At 74.5% G+C, this 17,898-nt stretch carries 14 protein-coding genes; 2 read left to right on the top strand and 12 right to left on the bottom strand.

Annotation, left to right across the window (positions count from 1 at the left end; all coding sequences use genetic code 11):
- Positions 1-102 precede the first annotated feature (102 nt).
- Positions 103-1,512, top strand: coding sequence for a TrkH family potassium uptake protein (locus tag ACIG47_RS22925; protein ID WP_397433363.1), 1,410 nt, complete (start codon positions 103-105; stop codon positions 1,510-1,512).
- 4 nt (positions 1,513-1,516) lie between these two features.
- Here the strand turns inward: ACIG47_RS22925 and ACIG47_RS22920 are convergent, their stop codons facing one another.
- Genes ACIG47_RS22920 through ACIG47_RS22880 form a run of 9 tightly spaced genes read right to left on the bottom strand, consistent with a single transcriptional unit; the run spans position 1,517 to position 13,198 of the window.
- Entirely contained in the window at positions 1,517-2,218 is a 702-nt protein-coding gene (locus ACIG47_RS22920) for a winged helix-turn-helix domain-containing protein (RefSeq protein ID WP_397433362.1), read from the bottom strand.
- A complete protein-coding gene (locus ACIG47_RS22915) occupies positions 2,215-4,800 on the bottom strand; it encodes a DUF4118 domain-containing protein (RefSeq protein ID WP_397433361.1) in 2,586 nt (861 codons plus the stop codon). The genes ACIG47_RS22920 and ACIG47_RS22915 overlap by 4 nt, the downstream gene beginning before the upstream one ends.
- A gap of 4 nt (positions 4,801-4,804) precedes the next feature.
- Entirely contained in the window at positions 4,805-5,464 is a 660-nt protein-coding gene (kdpC, locus tag ACIG47_RS22910; RefSeq protein WP_397433359.1) for a potassium-transporting ATPase subunit KdpC, read from the bottom strand.
- Positions 5,465-5,487: 23 nt separating this feature from the next.
- Positions 5,488-7,674 (bottom strand): potassium-transporting ATPase subunit KdpB, encoded by a 2,187-nt coding sequence (gene kdpB, locus ACIG47_RS22905; RefSeq protein WP_397433358.1) that lies wholly within the window; start codon positions 7,672-7,674, stop codon positions 5,488-5,490.
- Entirely contained in the window at positions 7,671-9,338 is a 1,668-nt protein-coding gene (gene kdpA / locus ACIG47_RS22900; protein ID WP_397433357.1) for a potassium-transporting ATPase subunit KdpA, read from the bottom strand. The genes kdpB and kdpA overlap by 4 nt, the downstream gene beginning before the upstream one ends.
- Positions 9,339-9,345: 7 nt before the next feature.
- Positions 9,346-9,438 (bottom strand): potassium-transporting ATPase subunit F, encoded by a 93-nt coding sequence (locus ACIG47_RS22895; protein WP_397410130.1) that lies wholly within the window; start codon positions 9,436-9,438, stop codon positions 9,346-9,348.
- Positions 9,435-9,557, bottom strand: a complete 123-nt coding sequence (locus tag ACIG47_RS22890; RefSeq protein WP_397410132.1) for a hypothetical protein — start codon at positions 9,555-9,557, stop codon at positions 9,435-9,437. The genes ACIG47_RS22895 and ACIG47_RS22890 overlap by 4 nt, the downstream gene beginning before the upstream one ends.
- A 10-nt stretch (positions 9,558-9,567) precedes the next feature.
- Positions 9,568-12,222, bottom strand: a complete 2,655-nt coding sequence (locus ACIG47_RS22885) for a cation-translocating P-type ATPase (protein WP_397433356.1) — start codon at positions 12,220-12,222, stop codon at positions 9,568-9,570.
- 40 nt (positions 12,223-12,262) lie between these two features.
- Complete coding sequence (locus ACIG47_RS22880) at positions 12,263-13,198, bottom strand: universal stress protein (RefSeq protein WP_397433355.1); 936 nt, start codon at positions 13,196-13,198, stop codon at positions 12,263-12,265.
- A gap of 267 nt (positions 13,199-13,465) precedes the next feature.
- Here ACIG47_RS22880 and ACIG47_RS22875 point away from each other — a divergent pair, with 267 nt between their 5' ends.
- Positions 13,466-14,140: a PIG-L deacetylase family protein gene (locus tag ACIG47_RS22875; protein WP_397433354.1), complete on the top strand. Its 675-nt coding sequence runs from the start codon at positions 13,466-13,468 to the stop codon at positions 14,138-14,140.
- Here the strand turns inward: ACIG47_RS22875 and ACIG47_RS22870 are convergent.
- Genes ACIG47_RS22870 through ACIG47_RS22860 form a run of 3 tightly spaced genes read right to left on the bottom strand, consistent with a single transcriptional unit; the run spans position 14,127 to position 17,759 of the window.
- On the bottom strand, positions 14,127-16,733 hold the full coding sequence (locus tag ACIG47_RS22870) for a glycoside hydrolase family 65 protein (protein ID WP_397433353.1): 2,607 nt from the start codon (positions 16,731-16,733) through the stop codon (positions 14,127-14,129). The two genes, ACIG47_RS22875 and ACIG47_RS22870, sit on opposite strands and share 14 nt — an antisense overlap.
- Positions 16,708-17,481: an HAD family hydrolase gene (locus ACIG47_RS22865; RefSeq protein ID WP_397433352.1), complete on the bottom strand. Its 774-nt coding sequence runs from the start codon at positions 17,479-17,481 to the stop codon at positions 16,708-16,710. The genes ACIG47_RS22870 and ACIG47_RS22865 overlap by 26 nt, the downstream gene beginning before the upstream one ends.
- Entirely contained in the window at positions 17,478-17,759 is a 282-nt protein-coding gene (locus tag ACIG47_RS22860) for a dsRBD fold-containing protein (protein WP_397433350.1), read from the bottom strand. The genes ACIG47_RS22865 and ACIG47_RS22860 overlap by 4 nt, the downstream gene beginning before the upstream one ends.
- Positions 17,760-17,898 lie beyond the last annotated feature (139 nt).

Genomic DNA, 17,898 nt, shown 5'->3' with positions numbered 1-17,898 from the left:
ATTGCTGCGTGGTCAAGGAGCCGGGCATTGACGGAACCTTGACGGCGGGACGGTCCGTTCCAGGCGGCTCCCGGCCATCCCCATGCGGCACAATCGTGGGTCATGCGCTTCACCTCCCGCCCGGCCCGCCAGACACCTCGGGCGGTGGGGGCACGTTCGTCCGGCGAACCCGGCCTGCGCCGTCGCCCCGCCCAGATCGTCGTGGCGGGTTTCATGGGTGCCATCGCGGCCGGCACCCTGCTGCTCCTGCTGCCCGTGTCCTGGACCGACCGGGCGCCGACGGTCGTCGAGGCGCTGTTCACGGCGACGTCGGCCACCTGCGTGACCGGCCTGGTCGTGGTGGACACCGGCACGTTCTGGAGCCCGTTCGGGCAGGCGGTCATCGCGGTGCTCATCCAGGTCGGCGGGTTCGGCGTGATGACGGTGGCGACGCTGCTCGGCCTGCTCGTCTCCCGGCGGCTGGGCGTGCAGACCCGGCTCCTCGCCGCCGCGTCCACCCGGAGCGTGCACCTGGGCGACGTGCGCAGCGTGCTGATCGGCGCCCTGCGCGTGACGCTGATCGCGGAGGCGACGCTCGCCGTCCTGCTCGCCGTCCGGCTGGCCGTCACCTACGACGAGCCCCTCGGGCGCGCGGTGTGGCTCGGGGTGTTCCACTCCGTGTCAGCGTTCAACAACGCGGGCTTCGGGCTCTACCCCGACAGCCTCATCCAGTTCGTCGCCGACCCGTTCATCTGCCTGCCGCTGTGCGCCGCCGTCATCGTCGGCGGCCTCGGCTTCCCGATCCTGGTCGAGGCGTGGCAGCACCGCCGGGAGCCCTGGTGGGGCCTGGGGCGCCCGCACCGGTGGAGCCTGCACGCCAAGGTGACCGGCCTGACCACCGCGATCCTCCTGGTGGCCGGCACCGTCTTCTTCCTGCTGGCCGAGCGCACCTACACCCTCGCGGGGATGGACGGCGGCACCCAGCTCCTGGCCTCGTTCACGCAGTCCACGATGGCGCGCACCGCCGGGTTCAACTCGCTCGACACCTCCGCGATGAACAACGGCACCTGGCTCGGCACGGACATCCTCATGTTCATCGGCGGCGGGTCGGCGGGCACCGCGGGCGGCATCAAGGTGGGCACGTTCGCGGTGCTCGCCTTCATCATCTGGTCCGAGCTGCGCGGCGACCCGGACTCCACCGTGTTCGACCGCCGCGTGGCCACGGCCACCCAGCGCCAGGCCCTGGCCGTGGCCCTGCTCAGCGTGGCCGCCGTCGTGCTGGCCACCCTGACGATCACGCTGTCCACGCGGACGTTCACGCTGGACCAGATCCTGTTCGAGACCACCTCCGCGTTCTCCACCACCGGCCTGTCCACGGGCATCACCGCGGACCTCGAACCCTGGCACCAGGTGGTGCTCGTGCTGCTGATGTTCCTGGGCCGGCTGGGTCCGGTGACCCTGGGCACCACGATCGCGCTGCGGGCCGGCCAGCGGCTGTACCGCCGGCCCGAGAGCGCGATGGTCATCGGATGAGCCCTCACTCCTCGAACCGGTAGCCCGCACCCGGCACGGTGACCAGGTGCCGGGGGTGCGACGGGTCGCGCTCCAGCTTGCGCCTCAGCTGCGCCGTGTAGACCCGCAGGTAGTTCGTCTCCACCGAGAACGACGGGCCCCGCACCTCGTCCAGGAGCTGCTGCCGCCCCACGATGCGGCCGCGGTGGCGGACCAGGACCTCCAGCAGTGCCCACTCGGTCGGGCTGAGCCGCACCTCCTCCCCCGCCCGGAAGACCTGCCGCCGCGCCAGGTCGATCCTCAGCTCACCCGCCACGACCACCGGTTCCTCCGCCCGCGCCGGGGCCGCCCGGCGCACCGCCGCCCGTAACCGCGCCAGCAGCTCGTTCATCGCGAACGGCTTGGTCACGTAGTCGTCGGCACCCGCGTCCAGGGCGTCGACCTTGTCGTCACCGAGCTGGCGGGCCGACAGCACCACGATCGGCACCCGGCTCCAGCCCCGGAGACCGTCGATGACGTCGAGGCCCGGCATGTCGGGCAGCCCCAGGTCCAGCACCACCACGTCCGGCCGGATCGTCGCCGCGGCGGCCAGACCCGCGGTGCCGGTGGCCGCCGTCGTCGGGTCCCAGCCGTGCGCCCGCAGGTTCACGGACAGGGCACGGGCGAGAGCGGCGTCGTCGTCCACCACGAGCACGCGGTTACCGAGGTTCTCCGGCGCGAGGGTCACGACGCCGCCCCGTCCCGCGGCATGGTGAGCACCATGGTCAGGCCGCCACCGGGCGTGTCCTCGGCGGTCAGCGTGGCGCCGACGGCGCGGCTCAGCCCGTCCGCCACGGCGAGCCCGAGGCCGAGCCCGGTCCCGGTCACGTCGCCGAGCCGCTGGAACGGCTCGAACATCGACGCCTTGCGGCCGTCGGGCACGCCGGGGCCCGTGTCGATCACCCGCAGCTCCACCTCCTCGGGCGTTGCGGAGCCGCTCACCAGCACCTTCGCACCGGTTGGCGAGTGCCGCACCGCGTTGGAGACGAGGTTGGCCACCACGCGTTCCAGCAGCCCGGGGTCGGTGTGCACGAGCGGCAGGTCCTCCCCCACGTCGAGCGAGAGGTCGGCCAGCCACGGCTCCACGGCGATCGGCACCACCTCCTCCAGCGACGCGGCGCGCAGGGCGGGCCGGACCGCGCCCGTCTGCAGCCGGGACAGGTCCAGGAGGTTGCCGATGAGCCGTTCCAGCCGTGCGGTCGACTCCCCGATGGTGCGGGTCAGCAGGTCGCGGTCCTCCTGGTCCAGCTCCACGTCGGGCATGGTCAGGCCGTCGACGGCGGTCCGGATGGTCGCCAGCGGCGTGCGCAGGTCGTGCGAGACAGCGGCCAGCAGCGCGGTGCGGGTGCCCTCGGTCTGCTCCAGCAGGGCCGCCTTCTCGGCCCGCTCGCGCAGCCGCCGGTGCTCCAGCACGATGCCCGCCTGCGCGCCGAACGCCTCCACGGCCTGCCGGTCGCTCGCGGGCAGCGCCCGGCCGCACAGCACGAGGCGCCGCCGGTCGTCGATCGCCACCTCCGACTGCTCGGCGTCCGACCACTGCCGTTCGGCGTCCGCCGCCGGCCCCGCGGGCGCGGGGCCCGCCGGCCCCACCCCCGGACGCACCGCCGAGGCGAGCACCCGCCAGGGCGCGCGCTCCTCGGCCCGTTCCTCCAGCCGCACCTGCGCCAGGCCGAACGTCTCAGCGACCCGCTCCACGACCGCGCTCGCCGTGTCGTCGCCGCTCAGCACGGAACGCGACAGGGCCGCGAGCGCCGACGCCTCGGCGCGGGCCCGGTACGCCTGCGCGGCGCGGCGGGCGGCCAGGTCGACCACGGACGCCACGGCGATCGCCACCACCACGAACAGGGCGAGCGCGAGCACGTTCTCTCCCTCGGCGATGGTCCAGCGCCCTACTGGCGGCGTGAAGAACCAGTTGAGGCAGAGGTTGGAGACGATGGCCGCGACCACGGCGGGCCAGAGCCCACCGATCAGCGCGATGCCCACCACGCCCGCCAGGAGCAGCATGGCGTCGGTCGCCAGCGCCGCGTCGTCCCGGCCGATGCCCAGGAGGCCGGCGGTGAGCAGCCCGGGGATGAGCACGGCGCAGACCCAGCCGGCGAGCCGTCGCCGAGGCGACAGGAGCGTCCCCTTGCGCCGCGCGTGCCCGCCGCCGCGGGCCTCCTCGTGGGTGACGAGGTGCACGTCGATCGCGCCGGAGAGGCGGGCGATCTCGGCGCTGGAGGAGCCGAGCAGCGCCTGCCGCCAGAGCGGGTGCCGGGACACGCCCACCACGATCATGGTGGCGTTGACCCCGCGGGCGAAGTCGACGACGGCGGACGGGACGTCCTCCCCCACGACCGTGTGGAAGCTGCCGTCCAGGGACTCGACCAGGGTCCGGTAGCCGGCGATGGTCGCCGACGGTGTGGACGGGAGCCCGTCGGTGGGCAGCACGTGCACGGCCAGGAGCTCGGACCCGGCGGCGCGCTGGGCGATGCGCGCGCCGCGGCGCAGCAGGGTCTCCGTCTCGGCGCCGCCGGTGACGGCCACGACGATGCGTTCGCGCGCGGGCCACGTTCCGGTGATCGCGTGGTCGGCGCGGTACTTGGTGAGGGAGTCCTCGACGCGGTCGGCGAGCCACAGGAGCGCGAGCTCGCGCAGCGCCGTCAGGTTGCCGACGCGGAAGTAGGACGACATGGAGGCGTCGATCTGCTCGGCCCGGTACACGTTGCCGTGCGCCAGGCGCCGCCGGAGCTGTTCCGGGGAGAGGTCGACGAGCTGGATCTGGTCGGCGTCGCGCACCACCTGGTCGGGTACGGTCTCGCGCTGCCGGACGCCGGTGATGGCCTCGACGTCGTCGTTGAGCGACTCCAGGTGCTGCACGTTGACGGTGGTGACCACGTCGATGCCGGCGTCCAGCAGGTCGTGGACGTCCTGCCAGCGCTTCGGGTGGGGCGAGCCGGGCGCGTTGGTGTGGGCGAGCTCGTCCACGAGCACGACCTCCGGGTCCCGGTCCAGGACGGCCGGGACGTCGAGCTCGGTCAGGGTGACGCCCCGGTGCTCGACCAGGCGCCGCGGGATCATCTCCAGGTCGCCGATCTTGGCGACGGTGGCGGCGCGGCCGTGCGTCTCGACGAGGCCCACGACCACGTCGGTGCCGCGGTCGGCCCGGCGCTGCGCCTCGTCGAGCATGGCGTACGTCTTGCCCACCCCGGGCGCGGAGCCGAAGTAGACGGTGAGCCGCCCCCGGCGCCGGGTGGTCCCGGCGCCGGGAGCGGGGCGCTCGTCGCTCATGTCCTCAGTCTGCCGTGCCGGACGGCGCCGCCGCCTGGCCGGACAGGCCGTCGAGCGCGAGGTTCAGCTCCAGCACGTTCACCCGCGGCTCGCCCAGCACGCCCAGGTCCCGCGCGGCGGTGTGCTCGGCGACCACGGCCTCGACGTCGGCCTCGGACAGGCCGCGCGCGTGCGCGACCCGGGCGACCTGGATCGCGGCGTACTCGGGGCTGATGTGCGGGTCGGCGCCGGACGCCGAGGCGGTGACGGCGTCGGCGGGCACGTCGGCCGGCGACACGCCCTCCCGCTGCGCGACCTGGGCCTTGCGCTCCTCGATGGTGGCGACCAGGTCGGGGTTGTTCGGCCCCAGGTTGGAGCCGCCGGAGGCCAGCGTGTCGTACTCGCCCGCCGACGGACGCGGCTGGAAGTACTGGTCGCCCTCGAACCCCTGGGCGACGAGCGCGGAGCCCACGGCGTCCGCGCGGGAGGTGGTGCGGCCGCCGTCGGACGTGACGAGCGAGCCGTTCGCCTGCCAGGGGAAGGCGAGCTGGCCGACGCCGGTGACCGCCAGCGGGTACAGCAGCCCGGTGACCAGCGTGAGGCCGATCAGCACGCGCAGGCCGGCCAGCGAGTGCCGGGTCAGCGCCGCGAGGCTGCTCGCCACGGACGTGGTGCTTGATGACATGGTGGTTCCTTTCCTCGCGCCGCTCAGAGACCGGGCAGCAGCGAGACGACGAGGTCGATGAGCTTGATCCCGAGGAAGGGCGCCACCAGGCCGCCCAGTCCGTAGACCAGCAGGTTGCGGCTCAGGAGCGCGGAGGCCGACGCCGGCCGGTACCGCACGCCGCGCAGGGCGAGCGGTACGAGCACGAGGATGATCAGCGCGTTGAAGATGACCGCCGAGAGGATGGCCGACTCGGGGCTGGACAGCCGCATGATGTTCAGCACGTCGAGCTGCGGGAACACGACTGCGAACATGGCGGGCAGGATCGCGAAGTACTTGGCGACGTCGTTCGCCACCGAGAACGTGGTCAGGGCGCCGCGTGTGATGAGGAGCTGCTTGCCGATCTCCACGATCTCGATGAGCTTGGTGGGGTCGGAGTCGAGGTCCACCATGTTCCCGGCCTCCTTGGCGGCCGAGGTGCCGGTGTTCATCGCCACGCCGACGTCGGACTGCGCCAGGGCCGGGGCGTCGTTGGTGCCGTCGCCCGCCATGGCGACCAGCCGGCCGCCCTGCTGCTCGCGCTTGATCAGCGCGAGCTTGTCCTCGGGGGTGGCCTCGGCCAGCACGTCGTCCACGCCCGCCTCGGCCGCGATGGCCCGCGCGGTGACCTGGTTGTCACCCGTCACCATCACGGAGCGGATGCCCATGGCGCGCAGCTCGTCGAACCGCTCGCGCATGCCCTCCTTGACCACGTCCTTGAGGCGGACGACGCCGAGGATCCGGGCGGGCTGCTCGCCGACCTGCTCCGCGACCACGAGCGGGGTGCCGCCCAGGCGGGAGACGGCGTCGACGTGCTTGTCCAGCTCGGCGGCCTCCTTGTCCGAGACGCGTGCCCCGGTGCTGTGCACCCAGCGCTGGATCGCGCTGCCGGCACCCTTGCGGATGCGGTGGATCTCGGTGTGGCCGGCGCCGCCCGCCTCGGTGGTGCGGGTGAGCGGCACGTCCACGCCCGACATGCGGGTCTGGGCCGTGAAGGGCACGAGCTCGGCGTCCAGCGGAAGCTCCTCGACGGTGCCGTACTTGCCGTCCACGAGCTCGACGATGCTGCGCCCCTCGGGCGTCTCGTCCGCGAGGGACGCGAGCCGGGCCGCCTCCGCCAGCTCGCGCGGGGCCACCCGCCCGAGCGGGAGCACCTCGGTGGCGCGCCGGTTGCCGTAGGTGATGGTGCCGGTCTTGTCGAGCAGCAGCACGTCGACGTCACCCGCCGCCTCCACCGCACGGCCCGACATGGCCAGCACGTTGCGCTGCACCAGCCGGTCCATGCCCGCGATGCCGATGGCGCTCAGCAGGGCGCCGATCGTGGTGGGGATGAGGCAGACCAGCAGCGCGACCAGCACGAGCAGGCTCTGCCGGGCCCCGGAGTAGATCGCGAACGGCTGCAGCGTGGCCACGGCCAGGAGGAACACGATGGTCAGCGACGTGAGCAGGATGTTCAGCGCGATCTCGTTCGGGGTGCGCTGGCGCTCGCTGCCCTCGACCAGGGCGATCATCCGGTCCACGAACGTGGACCCGGCCGGTGCGGTGATGCGCACGACGATCCGGTCGGACAGCACCACGGTGCCGCCCGTGACCGCCGAACGGTCACCGCCGGACTCCCGGATCACGGGGGCCGACTCGCCGGTGATCGCCGACTCGTCCACCGAGGCGACGCCCTCGATCACGTCGCCGTCGCCCGGGATGGTCTGTCCGGCGGTGACCACGACGACGTCGCCCACCACCAGGGTGGAGGACGGCACCTCCACGGTGGGCAGCCCCGCCAGGCCGCCGGTGTACTCCAGGGTGTCCCGGGGCGCGTCGACCTTGTGCGCGGTGGTCTGCTGCTGCGTGGCACGCAGGCTGGAGGCCTGCGCCTTGCCACGGGACTCGGCGATCGCCTCGGCCAGCGTGGCGAACAGGACGGTGGCCCACAGCCACACCGCGATCCACCAGGCGAACACGGCCGGCTGGACGACGGCGAGCACCGTGGACAGGGCCGCGCCCACCTCGACCACGAACATGACCGGCGAGTGCCACAGGTCGCGCGGGTTCATCTTGCGCACCGCCGAGGGCAGCGCCTCGCGCACCTGCGCCCAGGTCAGGGCGCGGGGACGGCGCGGGGCGCGCCCGGGGACGCCGTCGGGCCGGGGGGACTCGGGGGTGGTGACGGACGGGTTCTGGGTGACGGTGCTCATGAGAGGGACTCCACGACGGGGCCGAGGGAGAGGACGGGGATGAAGGTGAGGCCGACGACGATCAGCGCGACGCCCGCCAGCAGGCCGGCGAACAGCGGCCGGTGGGTGGGCAGCGTGCCCGCCGAGGCGGGGACCGCGGTCTGACCGGCCAGGCGGCCGGCCAGGGCCAGCACCAGGGCGATCGGGACGAACCGGCCCAGGAGCATCGCGAAGCCCTGCAGCCACTCGTACCAGGGGGTGCCGGCGGACAGGCCCGCGAAGGCCGAGCCGTTGTTGTTGGCGGCCGAGGCGAAGGCGTACAGCACCTCGGACAGCCCGTGCGGGCCCGTCTCCTGGACGCTCGCCAGGCCGGGTTCGGTCACGACCGACAGGGCCGTGCCGACCAGCACGAGCGCCGGCGTCGTCAGCACGTAGAGCGCCACCAGCGTCATCTCCTGGCGGCCGATCTTCTTGCCCAGGTACTCCGGCGTGCGGCCCACCATGAGGCCGGCGATGAACACGGCCACGACGGCGAGCACGAGCATGCCGTACAGGCCCGCGCCGACACCGCCGGGCGCGATCTCGCCGAGCAGCATGTTGAAGATCGTGATGCCGCCGCTGGGTGCCGTGAGGCTGTCGTGCATCGCGTTCACGGACCCCGTGGACGTCGCCGTGGTGGACACCGCGAACAGCGCGCTGCCCGCCGGCCCGAACCGGGTCTCCTTGCCCTCCAGAGCGGCACCGGCCGCCTCGGGCGCGGCACCCGGGCCGGCCAGCTCCGACCAGGTGGCCAGCGCGACGCCCAGGGCCCACAGGCCCGCCATGACGCCGAGGATGCTCCAGCCCTGCCGCTTGTCGCCGACCATGATGCCGAACGTGCGGGGCAGGGTGAACGGGATCACCAGGAGCAGGAAGATCTCGATGATGTTGGTGAACGGGGTGGGGTTCTCGAAGGGGTGCGCGGAGTTCGCGTTGAAGAACCCGCCGCCGTTGGTGCCGAGGTCCTTGATGGCCTCCTGCGAGGCGACCGGGCCGCCCAGCACGTGCTGCGTGGCGCCCTCGACGGTGGTGACCGCGGTGTGCGGGTCGAGGTTCTGGATGACGCCCGCGGCGATCAGGACGATCGCGACGACGAACGAGAGCGGCAGCAGGATCCGCGAGACACCGCGGGTCAGGTCGGTCCAGAAGTTGCCGATGCGCGCGTCCGTGCCGGAGCGGGCGAAGCCGCGCACCAGCGCGATCGCGACGGCCATGCCGACCGAGGCGGACACGAAGTTCTGCACGGTGAAGCCCGCCATCTGCAGCAGGTGGCCCGTGGCGGCCTCACCCGAGTACCACTGCCAGTTGGTGTTGGTGGTGAAGCTGACCGCCGTGTTCCAGGCGCCGGCCGGGTCCAGGCCCGTGAAGCCGAGGTTCCACGGCAGGTGCTCCTGCAGCCGGCCCAGGGCGTACAGGACCAGGACGGAGACGAGGGAGAAGCCCAGCAGCGACAGCAGGTAGGTGATCCAGCGCTGCTCGGCGTCGGGGTCCACGCGGACGGCGCGGTAGAACGCCTTCTCGACGCGCAGGTGGTTCGGGCTGGTGTAGACGCGGGCCATGTACGCGCCCAGCGGCGCGTGGACGACGGCCAGCAGGACGAGAAGGACGCCGATCTGTGCGACGGCGTACCAGGTCTGGGTGGTCACGGCGCGATCACCGCGTCCGGTCGCTGCGCAGCAGCGCGACGAACAGGTACACGAGACCGGCCAGGGTCAGGACGAGGCCGATGGCGTCGAAGGGGTTCACTTCCGCCTCCCGAGCGGGTCGGACGACGTGTCGGACGCGGCGGCGCGGCGGGCGACGACGGCGATCGCGGCGAAACACACCACGGTCACCACCGGGAACACCAGGTCGAGGAGATTCATAAGGCCTGGTCTACGCCCCCGCGGCACCCCCGGACGGAGACGTTGACGGTTTCCTGACGCCCCGGCGCGGGACTCTGACGCGTCCCTGACGGGTACGCCGGACGGCCTTGTCCGCGGCGTCCGCGAGCACGACCGCCGGGACAGCGGCCACCGCCACCGCCCAGCCCGCCGCCGGCGGCGGGCTACCGCCCAGATAGCCGGCCAGCGGCGGCAGCAGGAACACCGCGAGCAGCGCCAGCTCGACCGCGACGGCACCCAGCAGGAGTCGGTTGCCGCGCAGCGGGAGCGCACCCGCCCACCGGACCTCGCTGCGGCAGGCGAAGGCGTTGGCGAGCTGCCCCAGCACCACGGCCGCGAACGTCGCCCCCGACGCCGCCGCCAGGAGCGGCGCGGCGGGCGCGGCACCCGGCGTCCACCCGCCGAGGCCGAGCACGGCCAGGAAGGCGCCCATCGCCACCGCGGCCTCGGTCGGGCCGAGCACGCCGAAGGCCCGGCGCAGCAGGCGGCCGTCGATGAGCGCCCCGCTCGACGGGCGGCGGCGCATCGTCGTCCCGTGCGGCGGTTCGGCACCCAGGGCGAGCGCGGGCAGCAGGTCGGTGCCGATGTCCAGGGCGAGGATCTGCAGCACCGTCAGGGCCAGCGGCACCGAGCCCCCGCTGAGGGCCCAGACCAGGAAGGGCGTGAGCTCCGCGACGTTGTCGGTCAGGTGGTAGGTCAGGAACTTGCGGATGTTGGCGAACGTCGCCCGGCCCAGCTCGACGGCCGCCACGATCGTGGCGAAGTCGTCGTCGAGCAGCACCACGTCGGCCGCCTCCCGGGCGACGTCGGAGCCGGTGCGGCCCATCGCGATCCCGATGTCGGCCTCCCGCAGCGCCGGGGCGTCGTTCACGCCGTCACCGGTCATCGCGACCACGTGGCCGCGCTGCCGCAGCGCGCGGGCGATCCGGAGCTTGTCCTCCGGCTTCACCTGGGCGATCACCACGCCGTCCCGGTCGACCAGCTCGCCGAGAGCGGCGTCGTCCTGCGGGAGCTCGGCGCCCGTGACCACGGGGGCGCCGTCGCGGTACAGGCCCACCTCGCGGGCCACCGCGGCCGCCGTGACCCGGTGGTCGCCCGTGATCATGGCGAGGCGGATCCCAGCCGTCCGGCACGCGGCCACCGCGTCGTGCACGTCGTCGCGCGGCGGGTCCTCCAGGGCCACGAGGCCGAGCAGGGTCAGCCCGCACTCGACGACGGTCGCGGGGGCCTCCTCGTCGGCGGGGACGGCGGTGCGCGCGGCGACGGCCAGGACGCGCAGGCCCCGGCCCGCCAGGTCCGTGACGGCGTCCGCCGCGCCGCCGTCGTCCGCGACCAGGGGCAGCACGCTGTCGGCGGCGCCCTTGACGTACACCTGGCCGGCGGCCAGGACCGACATCCGGCGCCGGCTCGCGTCGAACGGGATGCGCCGGCGCAGGGGGCGCTCCTCCTCGTCGCGCGCGACGTCGACGCCCGCGCGCAGGGCGAGCACGTGGAGCGCCACCTCCATGGGGTCGCCGTGGGGCGTCCAGCGTTCGCCGCTGCGGACCACGCGCCCCGTCGAGCAGCGCGCCGCCGCGAGCGCGACTGCGCGCACGCGGCCCAGCGTGCCCTCGTCCGCGTCGATCCGGGCCGTGGGGGCGTACCCGTGGCCGACGACCGATGCGGTGCCCTCGGGCGTCCACACCTCGACGACCGACATCTCGTTGCGGGTCAGCGTGCCGGTCTTGTCGGTGCAGACGAACGTGGTGGAGCCCATGGTCTCCACGGACTCCAGGTGCCGCACCAGCGCGTGGCGGGCGGCCATGCGCTGCGCCCCGCGGGCCAGCGAGAGCGTCACCGTGGGCAGGAGCCCCTCGGGGACCAGCGCCACGGTCACGCCCACCGCGAAGAGGAACCCGTCGGACAGGGGCGTCCCGAGCACCAGCGACACGGCGAAGAAGCCGATGCCCACGCCCACGGCGATGCCCCCGATGGTGCGCACCACCGTGCGCAGGCGCAGCGCGAGCGGGCTCACGGGCGCCTGCGCCTGCCGGGTCAGGGCCACGATGCCGGCCAGCTCCGTGGCGGTGCCGGTTTCCGTGACCTCTGCCGTCGCCTCGCCCTCGACCACGTACGTGCCGGAGCGGACGGCGTCACCGGGTCCGGGGTGGGTGGCGGTGCTCTCGCCGGTCAGCATCGAGGCGTCCACGCCGAGCCCGGACGCCTCGACCAGCCGGCCGTCCGCGCACACGCCGTCGCCGGCCTCCAGCACGAGGAGGTCCCCGACCACCACGTCCTGCGCGGCGATCTGGCGCCGCCGGCCGTCACGCACGACCGTCGCCCGCGCCGGCATGAGCTGCAGGAGCTTCTGGCCGGCCCGGTCCGCCCGGTACTCCTGGAGGAACGCGAAGACGCCGTTGACCACGACCACCAGGGCGGTGGCGACCGCGAGCTGCGGCATGCCACCGATCCAGGCGAGCACCACCGCACCCCAGAGCAGGAGCGCGAAGAAGTGGGTCATCTGGGCCAGCAGCAGTCGCACGGGTGACGGCGGCCTCGGCCGGGGCACGAGGTTTGGACCCTTCTCCCGCAGCCGGTGGGCGGCCTGCGAGGACGTCAGGCCGCCCGCTCGGGGCCCGCCCGGGCCCCACGTGGTGGTCGTCCCCATCGTCCCTCCTCGCACGCCGAGCCCGGACTCCGTCCTTCACTCAGTCCTTCAGGACCTCCCCGTCGCTCTCGAGCACGAGGGGCATCGCCGTCGGCTCCCCGGGGAGGGGAAGGATCTCGACCGGCGTGTCGCAGGTGCCCAGCACCGCTCGCGGCGTCGAGCCCAGGCGGACCGGGTGCCGCAGGCCGCGCCGGTGTCGCGCGACCACCAGCACGTCGGCGTCGGCGGCGGCCTCCGCCAGGACCTTGTCCGGGAGCCCCTGGACCACCCGGGCCTCCACCTCGACCGCGGGGTGCACGGCCGACCAGTCGTCCACCAGCCGGCGCAGCAACCGGGACGCGTTCTCCACCGACTCGCCCACGTAGGCGTCCGCGACGCCGAGGTCGGTGGCGAGGCCCGGGATCTCCACGGCGTGCACCACGCGCAGCACCGCGTGCCGCGCCGCGGCCTCGGCGAACGCGTGCGCCAGCAGCTCGTCCGCGCCCGCGAGGGTCTTGACCCCGACGACGACCCGGCCGTGGCCGCCGTCCTGCCACCGGGCCGGCACGACCACGACGGGGACGGCCGCACGGGCGGCGACGTCCGCCGTCGTGGTCCCCGTGACCAGGCGCTCGACGCCGTGCCGGGTCTCGCGGCCGAGCACCATCAGGCCACCCGTGGCGGCCGCCTCGACGAGCCGGGCCACGCGCGGGCCCGCGGCGACCACCGGCTCGACCTCCATGCCCGGGGCGACGGCGCGGATCGCCGCCACCTCCCGCCGCACGGTGTCGGTGCCCGAGCGTTCCAGGTAGGTGACGTCGCCGGCCTGCGCGGGCCAGAGCCCGCCCTCGGGCAACGGCGCGGGCACCACGTGGACCACGCGTACCCCGCTGCCCCGTCTGCGGGCCTCGCCCACGGCGTACCGGACCGCACCCGCGCTGCGCGTGCTCCCGTCCACGGCGACGACGACCGGGGCGGGACGCTCGACGGCACTCATGGCCACCACTCCCCTTCGTTCTGCACTGCGCCTTTCCCTGGCTGCCTTTCCCTGGCTGCCCTCCGAGCCTGCCGTCCGGGCCGGCGTGCGGCACGAGGCAAAGGTCACCGCGACCCAGGACGTTCACCGGCAGCGGAGGGACCTTCGCCCCTGCCCCGGCCCGGGCGGCGGAGCGACCGTGGAGCAGGGGCCGGTTCGTCCGGGTCCGGACGCCGTCCGCTGAACCGTCCGCTGAACCGTCCGCTGAACCGTCCGCGAGGAGGAGCCATGAGAGCCACGACCGTCATCGACGTCGCCCCGGCGCAAGGTCGGACGACGACCTGTCCCCCGCCCGAGAGCAGGCGGCTGCTGGTGGTGTGCTCGCACCCCTTCGACGTCACCCACGCGCTCGGCGGCGTCATCGCGGCGTTCGCCGCGGCCGGGACCGTCGTGCAGATCGTGTGCCTCACGCACGACCCGGGCCCCGACCCGGAGCGACGCCGGCGCCCCGGCGACGCGGCCGAGCTGCTCCAGGCCACCCGGCTGCTGGGCGCCCGGGAGGCGGTCCTCCTCGACCACGGCGCCGCGCACCTCCAGTGGAACCCGCCCGAGACCCTCGCGTGCGAGCTGCGGTCGGTCGCCGGGCCGGTCGACGCGGTGCTGACCGTCGACGCCCGCGCCCCCGGCGCCCACCCGGACCTCGTCCGGGCGATGCGCGCCGCGCGGCGCGTGGGGGCCAGGCTGCACTGCCCGGTCTACGGCTGGGTGCCGGGGCCGGAGGCGGCCGCCGCCGCAGACGTACCGCCACTCCTCGCCGGCCAGGCCGACGGGACGATCCCGGTGGACTGCGACCGGGCCCGGCAGCGGGCCGCGATCGCGTGCCAGGATGCCCCCGGGGCCGAGGACCCGGTCCTGTCCCTGAGCGGCGCCGACGGGCCGCGGGACCTGCTCACGGTCCTGTAGGACCAGCCGACGGCCCTGGTGCGGGACCCGGCTCCGTGGCCGCTGCCTCCGGCTCGGTTCCGGCGGGCTCCAGGTCCGCGGCCGGCGCCACGTCCACAGCGGGCGCCACGTCGGCCGCAGGTTCCACGTCCGCCGCGGGTGCCGCCGCTCCCGCGGGCTCCGGAGCGTCCGCGTGCCCCGGGCCTCCCGGGACCTCCCCCGGCTCGTCGGCCGGGGCGCGCCAGAGCCAGGCCTGGCCCGGCCCCAGCGTGCGCTCCTGCCCGTGCAGGGCGACCGTGATCGCGGGCTGGCGCGACGGGGGCACGCTGATGCGCACGCTGTCGTGGGTGCACCGCACCTCGATCCCCCGGTGGCCGCGGTAGCGCAGGCGGAAGCTCAGCTCCGCGAGCTCGTCGGGCAGCCGGGGCGCCAGCCGGAGCACGTCGCCGGACAGCTCCAGCCCCGTGTAGCAGCGCTGCACGAGGTCGATGCTGCCCGCCATGGCACCCAGGTGCACGCCCTCCGCGGTGGTCCCGCCCTGGACGTCGGCGATGTCGCTGTCGAGCGCCTCGCGGAAGAAGCGCCACGACGCCCGCCGGTCCCGGCGGGCGAGCACCCAGGCGTGGACCACCGCGCTCAGCGTGGACCCGTGGCTGGTCCGCGCCAGGTAGTAGTCCACGGTCCGGTCGAGCGCCGCACGGTCGAGGTCGTAGCCGAGCGACGCCAGCGCGTCACGCAGGCCGTGCTCGCCCAGGAGGTAGACCAGCATCAGCACGTCGGCCTGCTTGGAGACCTGGTACCGGTGCACGGAGTCGCCCTCGGCCTCCAGGATCCGGTCGAGGCGGCGCACGGAGCCGTACCGGGCCCGGTAGGCCGCCCAGTCCAGCTCCGCGAGCCGTTCGTAACCCTCGAACTGGCTGATCACGCCGTCGCCGTGGAACACCACGCGCATCCGCCGCCGGACGTGCGCGAACAGCTCCCGCTCCTGCTCGTGCAGGCCGAGCCGGCGGCACAGGGCCTCGCGCTCCGTCTCGGGCAGCAGGTCGAGCCCGTCCAGCGCGTACCCGAGCACCCGCGTGACCATGACGTTCGTGTAGGCGTTGTTGTCGATGCCCGGCCGGGCCGCGTCCGGGTAGGCGTCGTGGTACTCGTCGGGCCCCATGACCCCGCGGATGTCGTAGCGGTCGGCGGCCGCGTCGTAGGTCGCCAGGGCGCACCAGAAGCGAGCGATCTCGACGAGCATCTCGACGCCGTAGGAGTGCATGAACGCCATGTCACCCGTGGCCTGGTAGTACTGCCAGACGTCGTGCGCCACCGCGAGCCCCACGTGCCGCTGCAGGTGCGAGTGGTCCTCGACCCACCGGCCCGAGGCCGGGTTGAGGTGCAGGCGCTGCGTCTCGTCGCGGCCGTCGCTCCCGCTCTGCCACGGGTACATCGCGCCCCGGTACCCGGCGTCCTCAGCGGCGGTCCGGGCCCGCGGCAGGCGCCGCCACCGGTACATGAGCAGCGACCGGGCCACCCGGGGCAGGCACAGGAGCAGGAACGGGAACACGAACAGCTCGTCCCAGAACACGTGGCCCCGGTAGGCCTCCCCGTGCAGGCCGCGGGCCGGCATGCCGGCGTCCAGGTGCGCCGTGTGCACCGAGAGGGTCTGCAGCAGGTGGAAGACGTACAGGTCGAGCGCCCGCTGCGGCTCGCCCGGTACGACGAGCGCGCACCGGTCCCAGAGGCGCTCCCAGGAACGGGCCTGCTCGGCCAGGAGGTCGTCGAACGGCGGGATCCGGGCGGCGTGCCGGCGTGCGGCGTGCAGCGGCTCGAAGATGGCCGGGTCCCGCGAGGTGTAGACCGCGACGCGCTTCTCGACCCGCAGCGGCACCCCTTCGGCCAGCTCCGGCCACAGCCGGACCGCCGACTCCCCGGTGCGGTGCTCGAAGCCCGCCGTCACCCGTTCCGGCACGTCGACGACCACGGCCGCCGCCTGCGCCACCCGGACCTGCGACGTGGCCGTCCGGACCTCCAACCAGGCCACGCCCGCGCCCGGGTCGTACCCCTCGCCCACGGGGACCAGGTGCCGGCCGTCGAGGTCCCGGTACCGGGCCACCCCGGAGTTGGTCACCCGCCCGTCCAGGCTCGCCCGCACCTCGAGGGTGCCCGACCAGTTCTCCGCCACGAAGGTGGTCTCCAGCGCCGCCACGTGCTGGTCGTGCATCGACACGATGCGACGCTGCGTCACCGCGAGCACCCGGCCGACCGGGTCCCGGAACCGCGTGCGCCGGACGAGCACGCCCTGCCGCAGGTCCAGGTCCTGCCGGTGGTCCAGCACGGCCGTGCCGTCCAGCGTGAACCAGTCCTGGCCCGGGATGCGGAACCGGAGCGGCAGCCAGTTGGGCATGTTGACCAGGTCCTCGTTCTCCACCGTCGCGCCCGCCACCACGGAGATCAGCCGGTCGTAGCAGCCGGCGAGGTACGTGCCCGGGTAGTGGACGCCGTCGGCGGACGACTCCGGGGCGGCGCCGCGCGTCGCGACGTACCCGTTGCCGAGCGTGCACAGCGCCTCGCGCAGCCCCTCGGCGGCGGGGTCGAACCCCTCATACGACAGGACGGTGCGGTGCATCTGCCCTCCTTCCCACGACGACGTCGGCCAGGTCCGCGACCACGACGTCCGCTCCCGCCTCGCGCATCTCCCGGGCGAGGCGGCCGTGCCGGTCCACCCCGATCACCACGGCGAAACCACCGGCCCGGCCTGCCTCCACCCCGACCAGGGCGTCCTCGACCACGGCGCACCGGCCGGGCGGCACGCCCAGGCGCCGCGCCGCCTCCAGGAACAGCGCGGGGTCCGGCTTGCCCGCCAGGCCCAGGCGGTCGGCGTCGACGCCGTCCACCCGCACGTCCACGAGACCGGCCACGCCTGCCGCGTGCAGCACCCGGGCGCAGTTGCGGCTGGCCGAGACCGCCGCGACGCGGACGCCGCTCCGCCGCAGCTCGCGCAGCAAGGCCACCATGGACGGGAAGGCGCGCACCCCGTGCCCGGCCACCTCCGCGAGGAAGTAGCGGTTCTTGCGCGCCAGCAGGGCGTCGAGCGTGCCGGCGCCGGTCCCCTCGGGCAGCACGATCCCGCGCGACGCCAGGAACGCCCGCGCGCCGTCGGCCCGTGCCCGGCCGTCGACGTAGGGCAGGTAGTCCCGCTCGACGTCGAACGGCGGCTGCGGTCGCCCCGAGCGCGCGGTGACGTCCCGGAGCACCTCGTCGAAGGCGCGCTTCCAGGCCGCCGCGTGGGTGCGGGCGGTGTCGGTGACCACGCCGTCCGTGTCCAGCACGACGGCGTCGACCGCCGCCAGGTCCAGGACCGCGGGACCGGTCATGGGTGCACGTGGACCGGGTGGTGCTCGATCTGGGCGATGTCGTCCGACGTCGCCCGCAGCAGCCGGTCCGCCAGGTCGCGCAGGGCGCGGGCGGCCGCGAGCTCCTCGCCGATCTCGGTGACCTGCGCGTCCCGCGGGTTGCGCCGGGCACGACCGTGCCCCTCGAGCGTGGTGCCGCTCGACGTCGTCAGCACGGCGTGGGCGGCAGTCCGGGTGCCGGAGCGCTCGATGTCGTCCGCGTCGAAGAGCCGGATGGAGACGTTCCAGGTGTGGGTCATGGCACTGCTCCCGTCGGTCAGGTTCCGCCCCGCGCGCGGCGGGTGTGCTCCCACCCTTCTCCGGCGGCCCGTGCGGCACCAGGGACCATGGGCCCGCAACCCCGGGACCGACGGCACGGGGCGCCCGGGCCCGCGCTGC

Origin of the sequence: Promicromonospora sp. NPDC052451, from assembly GCF_044547525.1 — a bacterium.
GTDB lineage: Bacteria > Actinomycetota > Actinomycetes > Actinomycetales > Cellulomonadaceae > Promicromonospora.
This window is presented reverse-complemented; position numbering and strand designations above follow the sequence as displayed.

Coding starts and splice junctions, on each gene's coding strand:
- ACIG47_RS22925 (WP_397433363.1), top strand. CDS start 103: ATGCGCTTCACCTCCCGCCCGGCCCGCCAGACACCTCGGGCGGTGGGG.
- ACIG47_RS22870 (WP_397433353.1), bottom strand. CDS start 16,733: ATGCACCGCACCGTCCTGTCGTATGAGGGGTTCGACCCCGCCGCCGAG.
- ACIG47_RS22885 (WP_397433356.1), bottom strand. CDS start 12,222: ATGGGGACGACCACCACGTGGGGCCCGGGCGGGCCCCGAGCGGGCGGC.
- ACIG47_RS22865 (WP_397433352.1), bottom strand. CDS start 17,481: ATGACCGGTCCCGCGGTCCTGGACCTGGCGGCGGTCGACGCCGTCGTG.
- ACIG47_RS22915 (WP_397433361.1), bottom strand. CDS start 4,800: ATGAGCGACGAGCGCCCCGCTCCCGGCGCCGGGACCACCCGGCGCCGG.
- ACIG47_RS22890 (WP_397410132.1), bottom strand. CDS start 9,557: ATGAATCTCCTCGACCTGGTGTTCCCGGTGGTGACCGTGGTGTGTTTC.
- kdpC (WP_397433359.1), bottom strand. CDS start 5,464: ATGTCATCAAGCACCACGTCCGTGGCGAGCAGCCTCGCGGCGCTGACC.
- ACIG47_RS22875 (WP_397433354.1), top strand. CDS start 13,466: ATGAGAGCCACGACCGTCATCGACGTCGCCCCGGCGCAAGGTCGGACG.
- ACIG47_RS22880 (WP_397433355.1), bottom strand. CDS start 13,198: ATGAGTGCCGTCGAGCGTCCCGCCCCGGTCGTCGTCGCCGTGGACGGG.
- ACIG47_RS22860 (WP_397433350.1), bottom strand. CDS start 17,759: ATGACCCACACCTGGAACGTCTCCATCCGGCTCTTCGACGCGGACGAC.
- kdpB (WP_397433358.1), bottom strand. CDS start 7,674: ATGAGCACCGTCACCCAGAACCCGTCCGTCACCACCCCCGAGTCCCCC.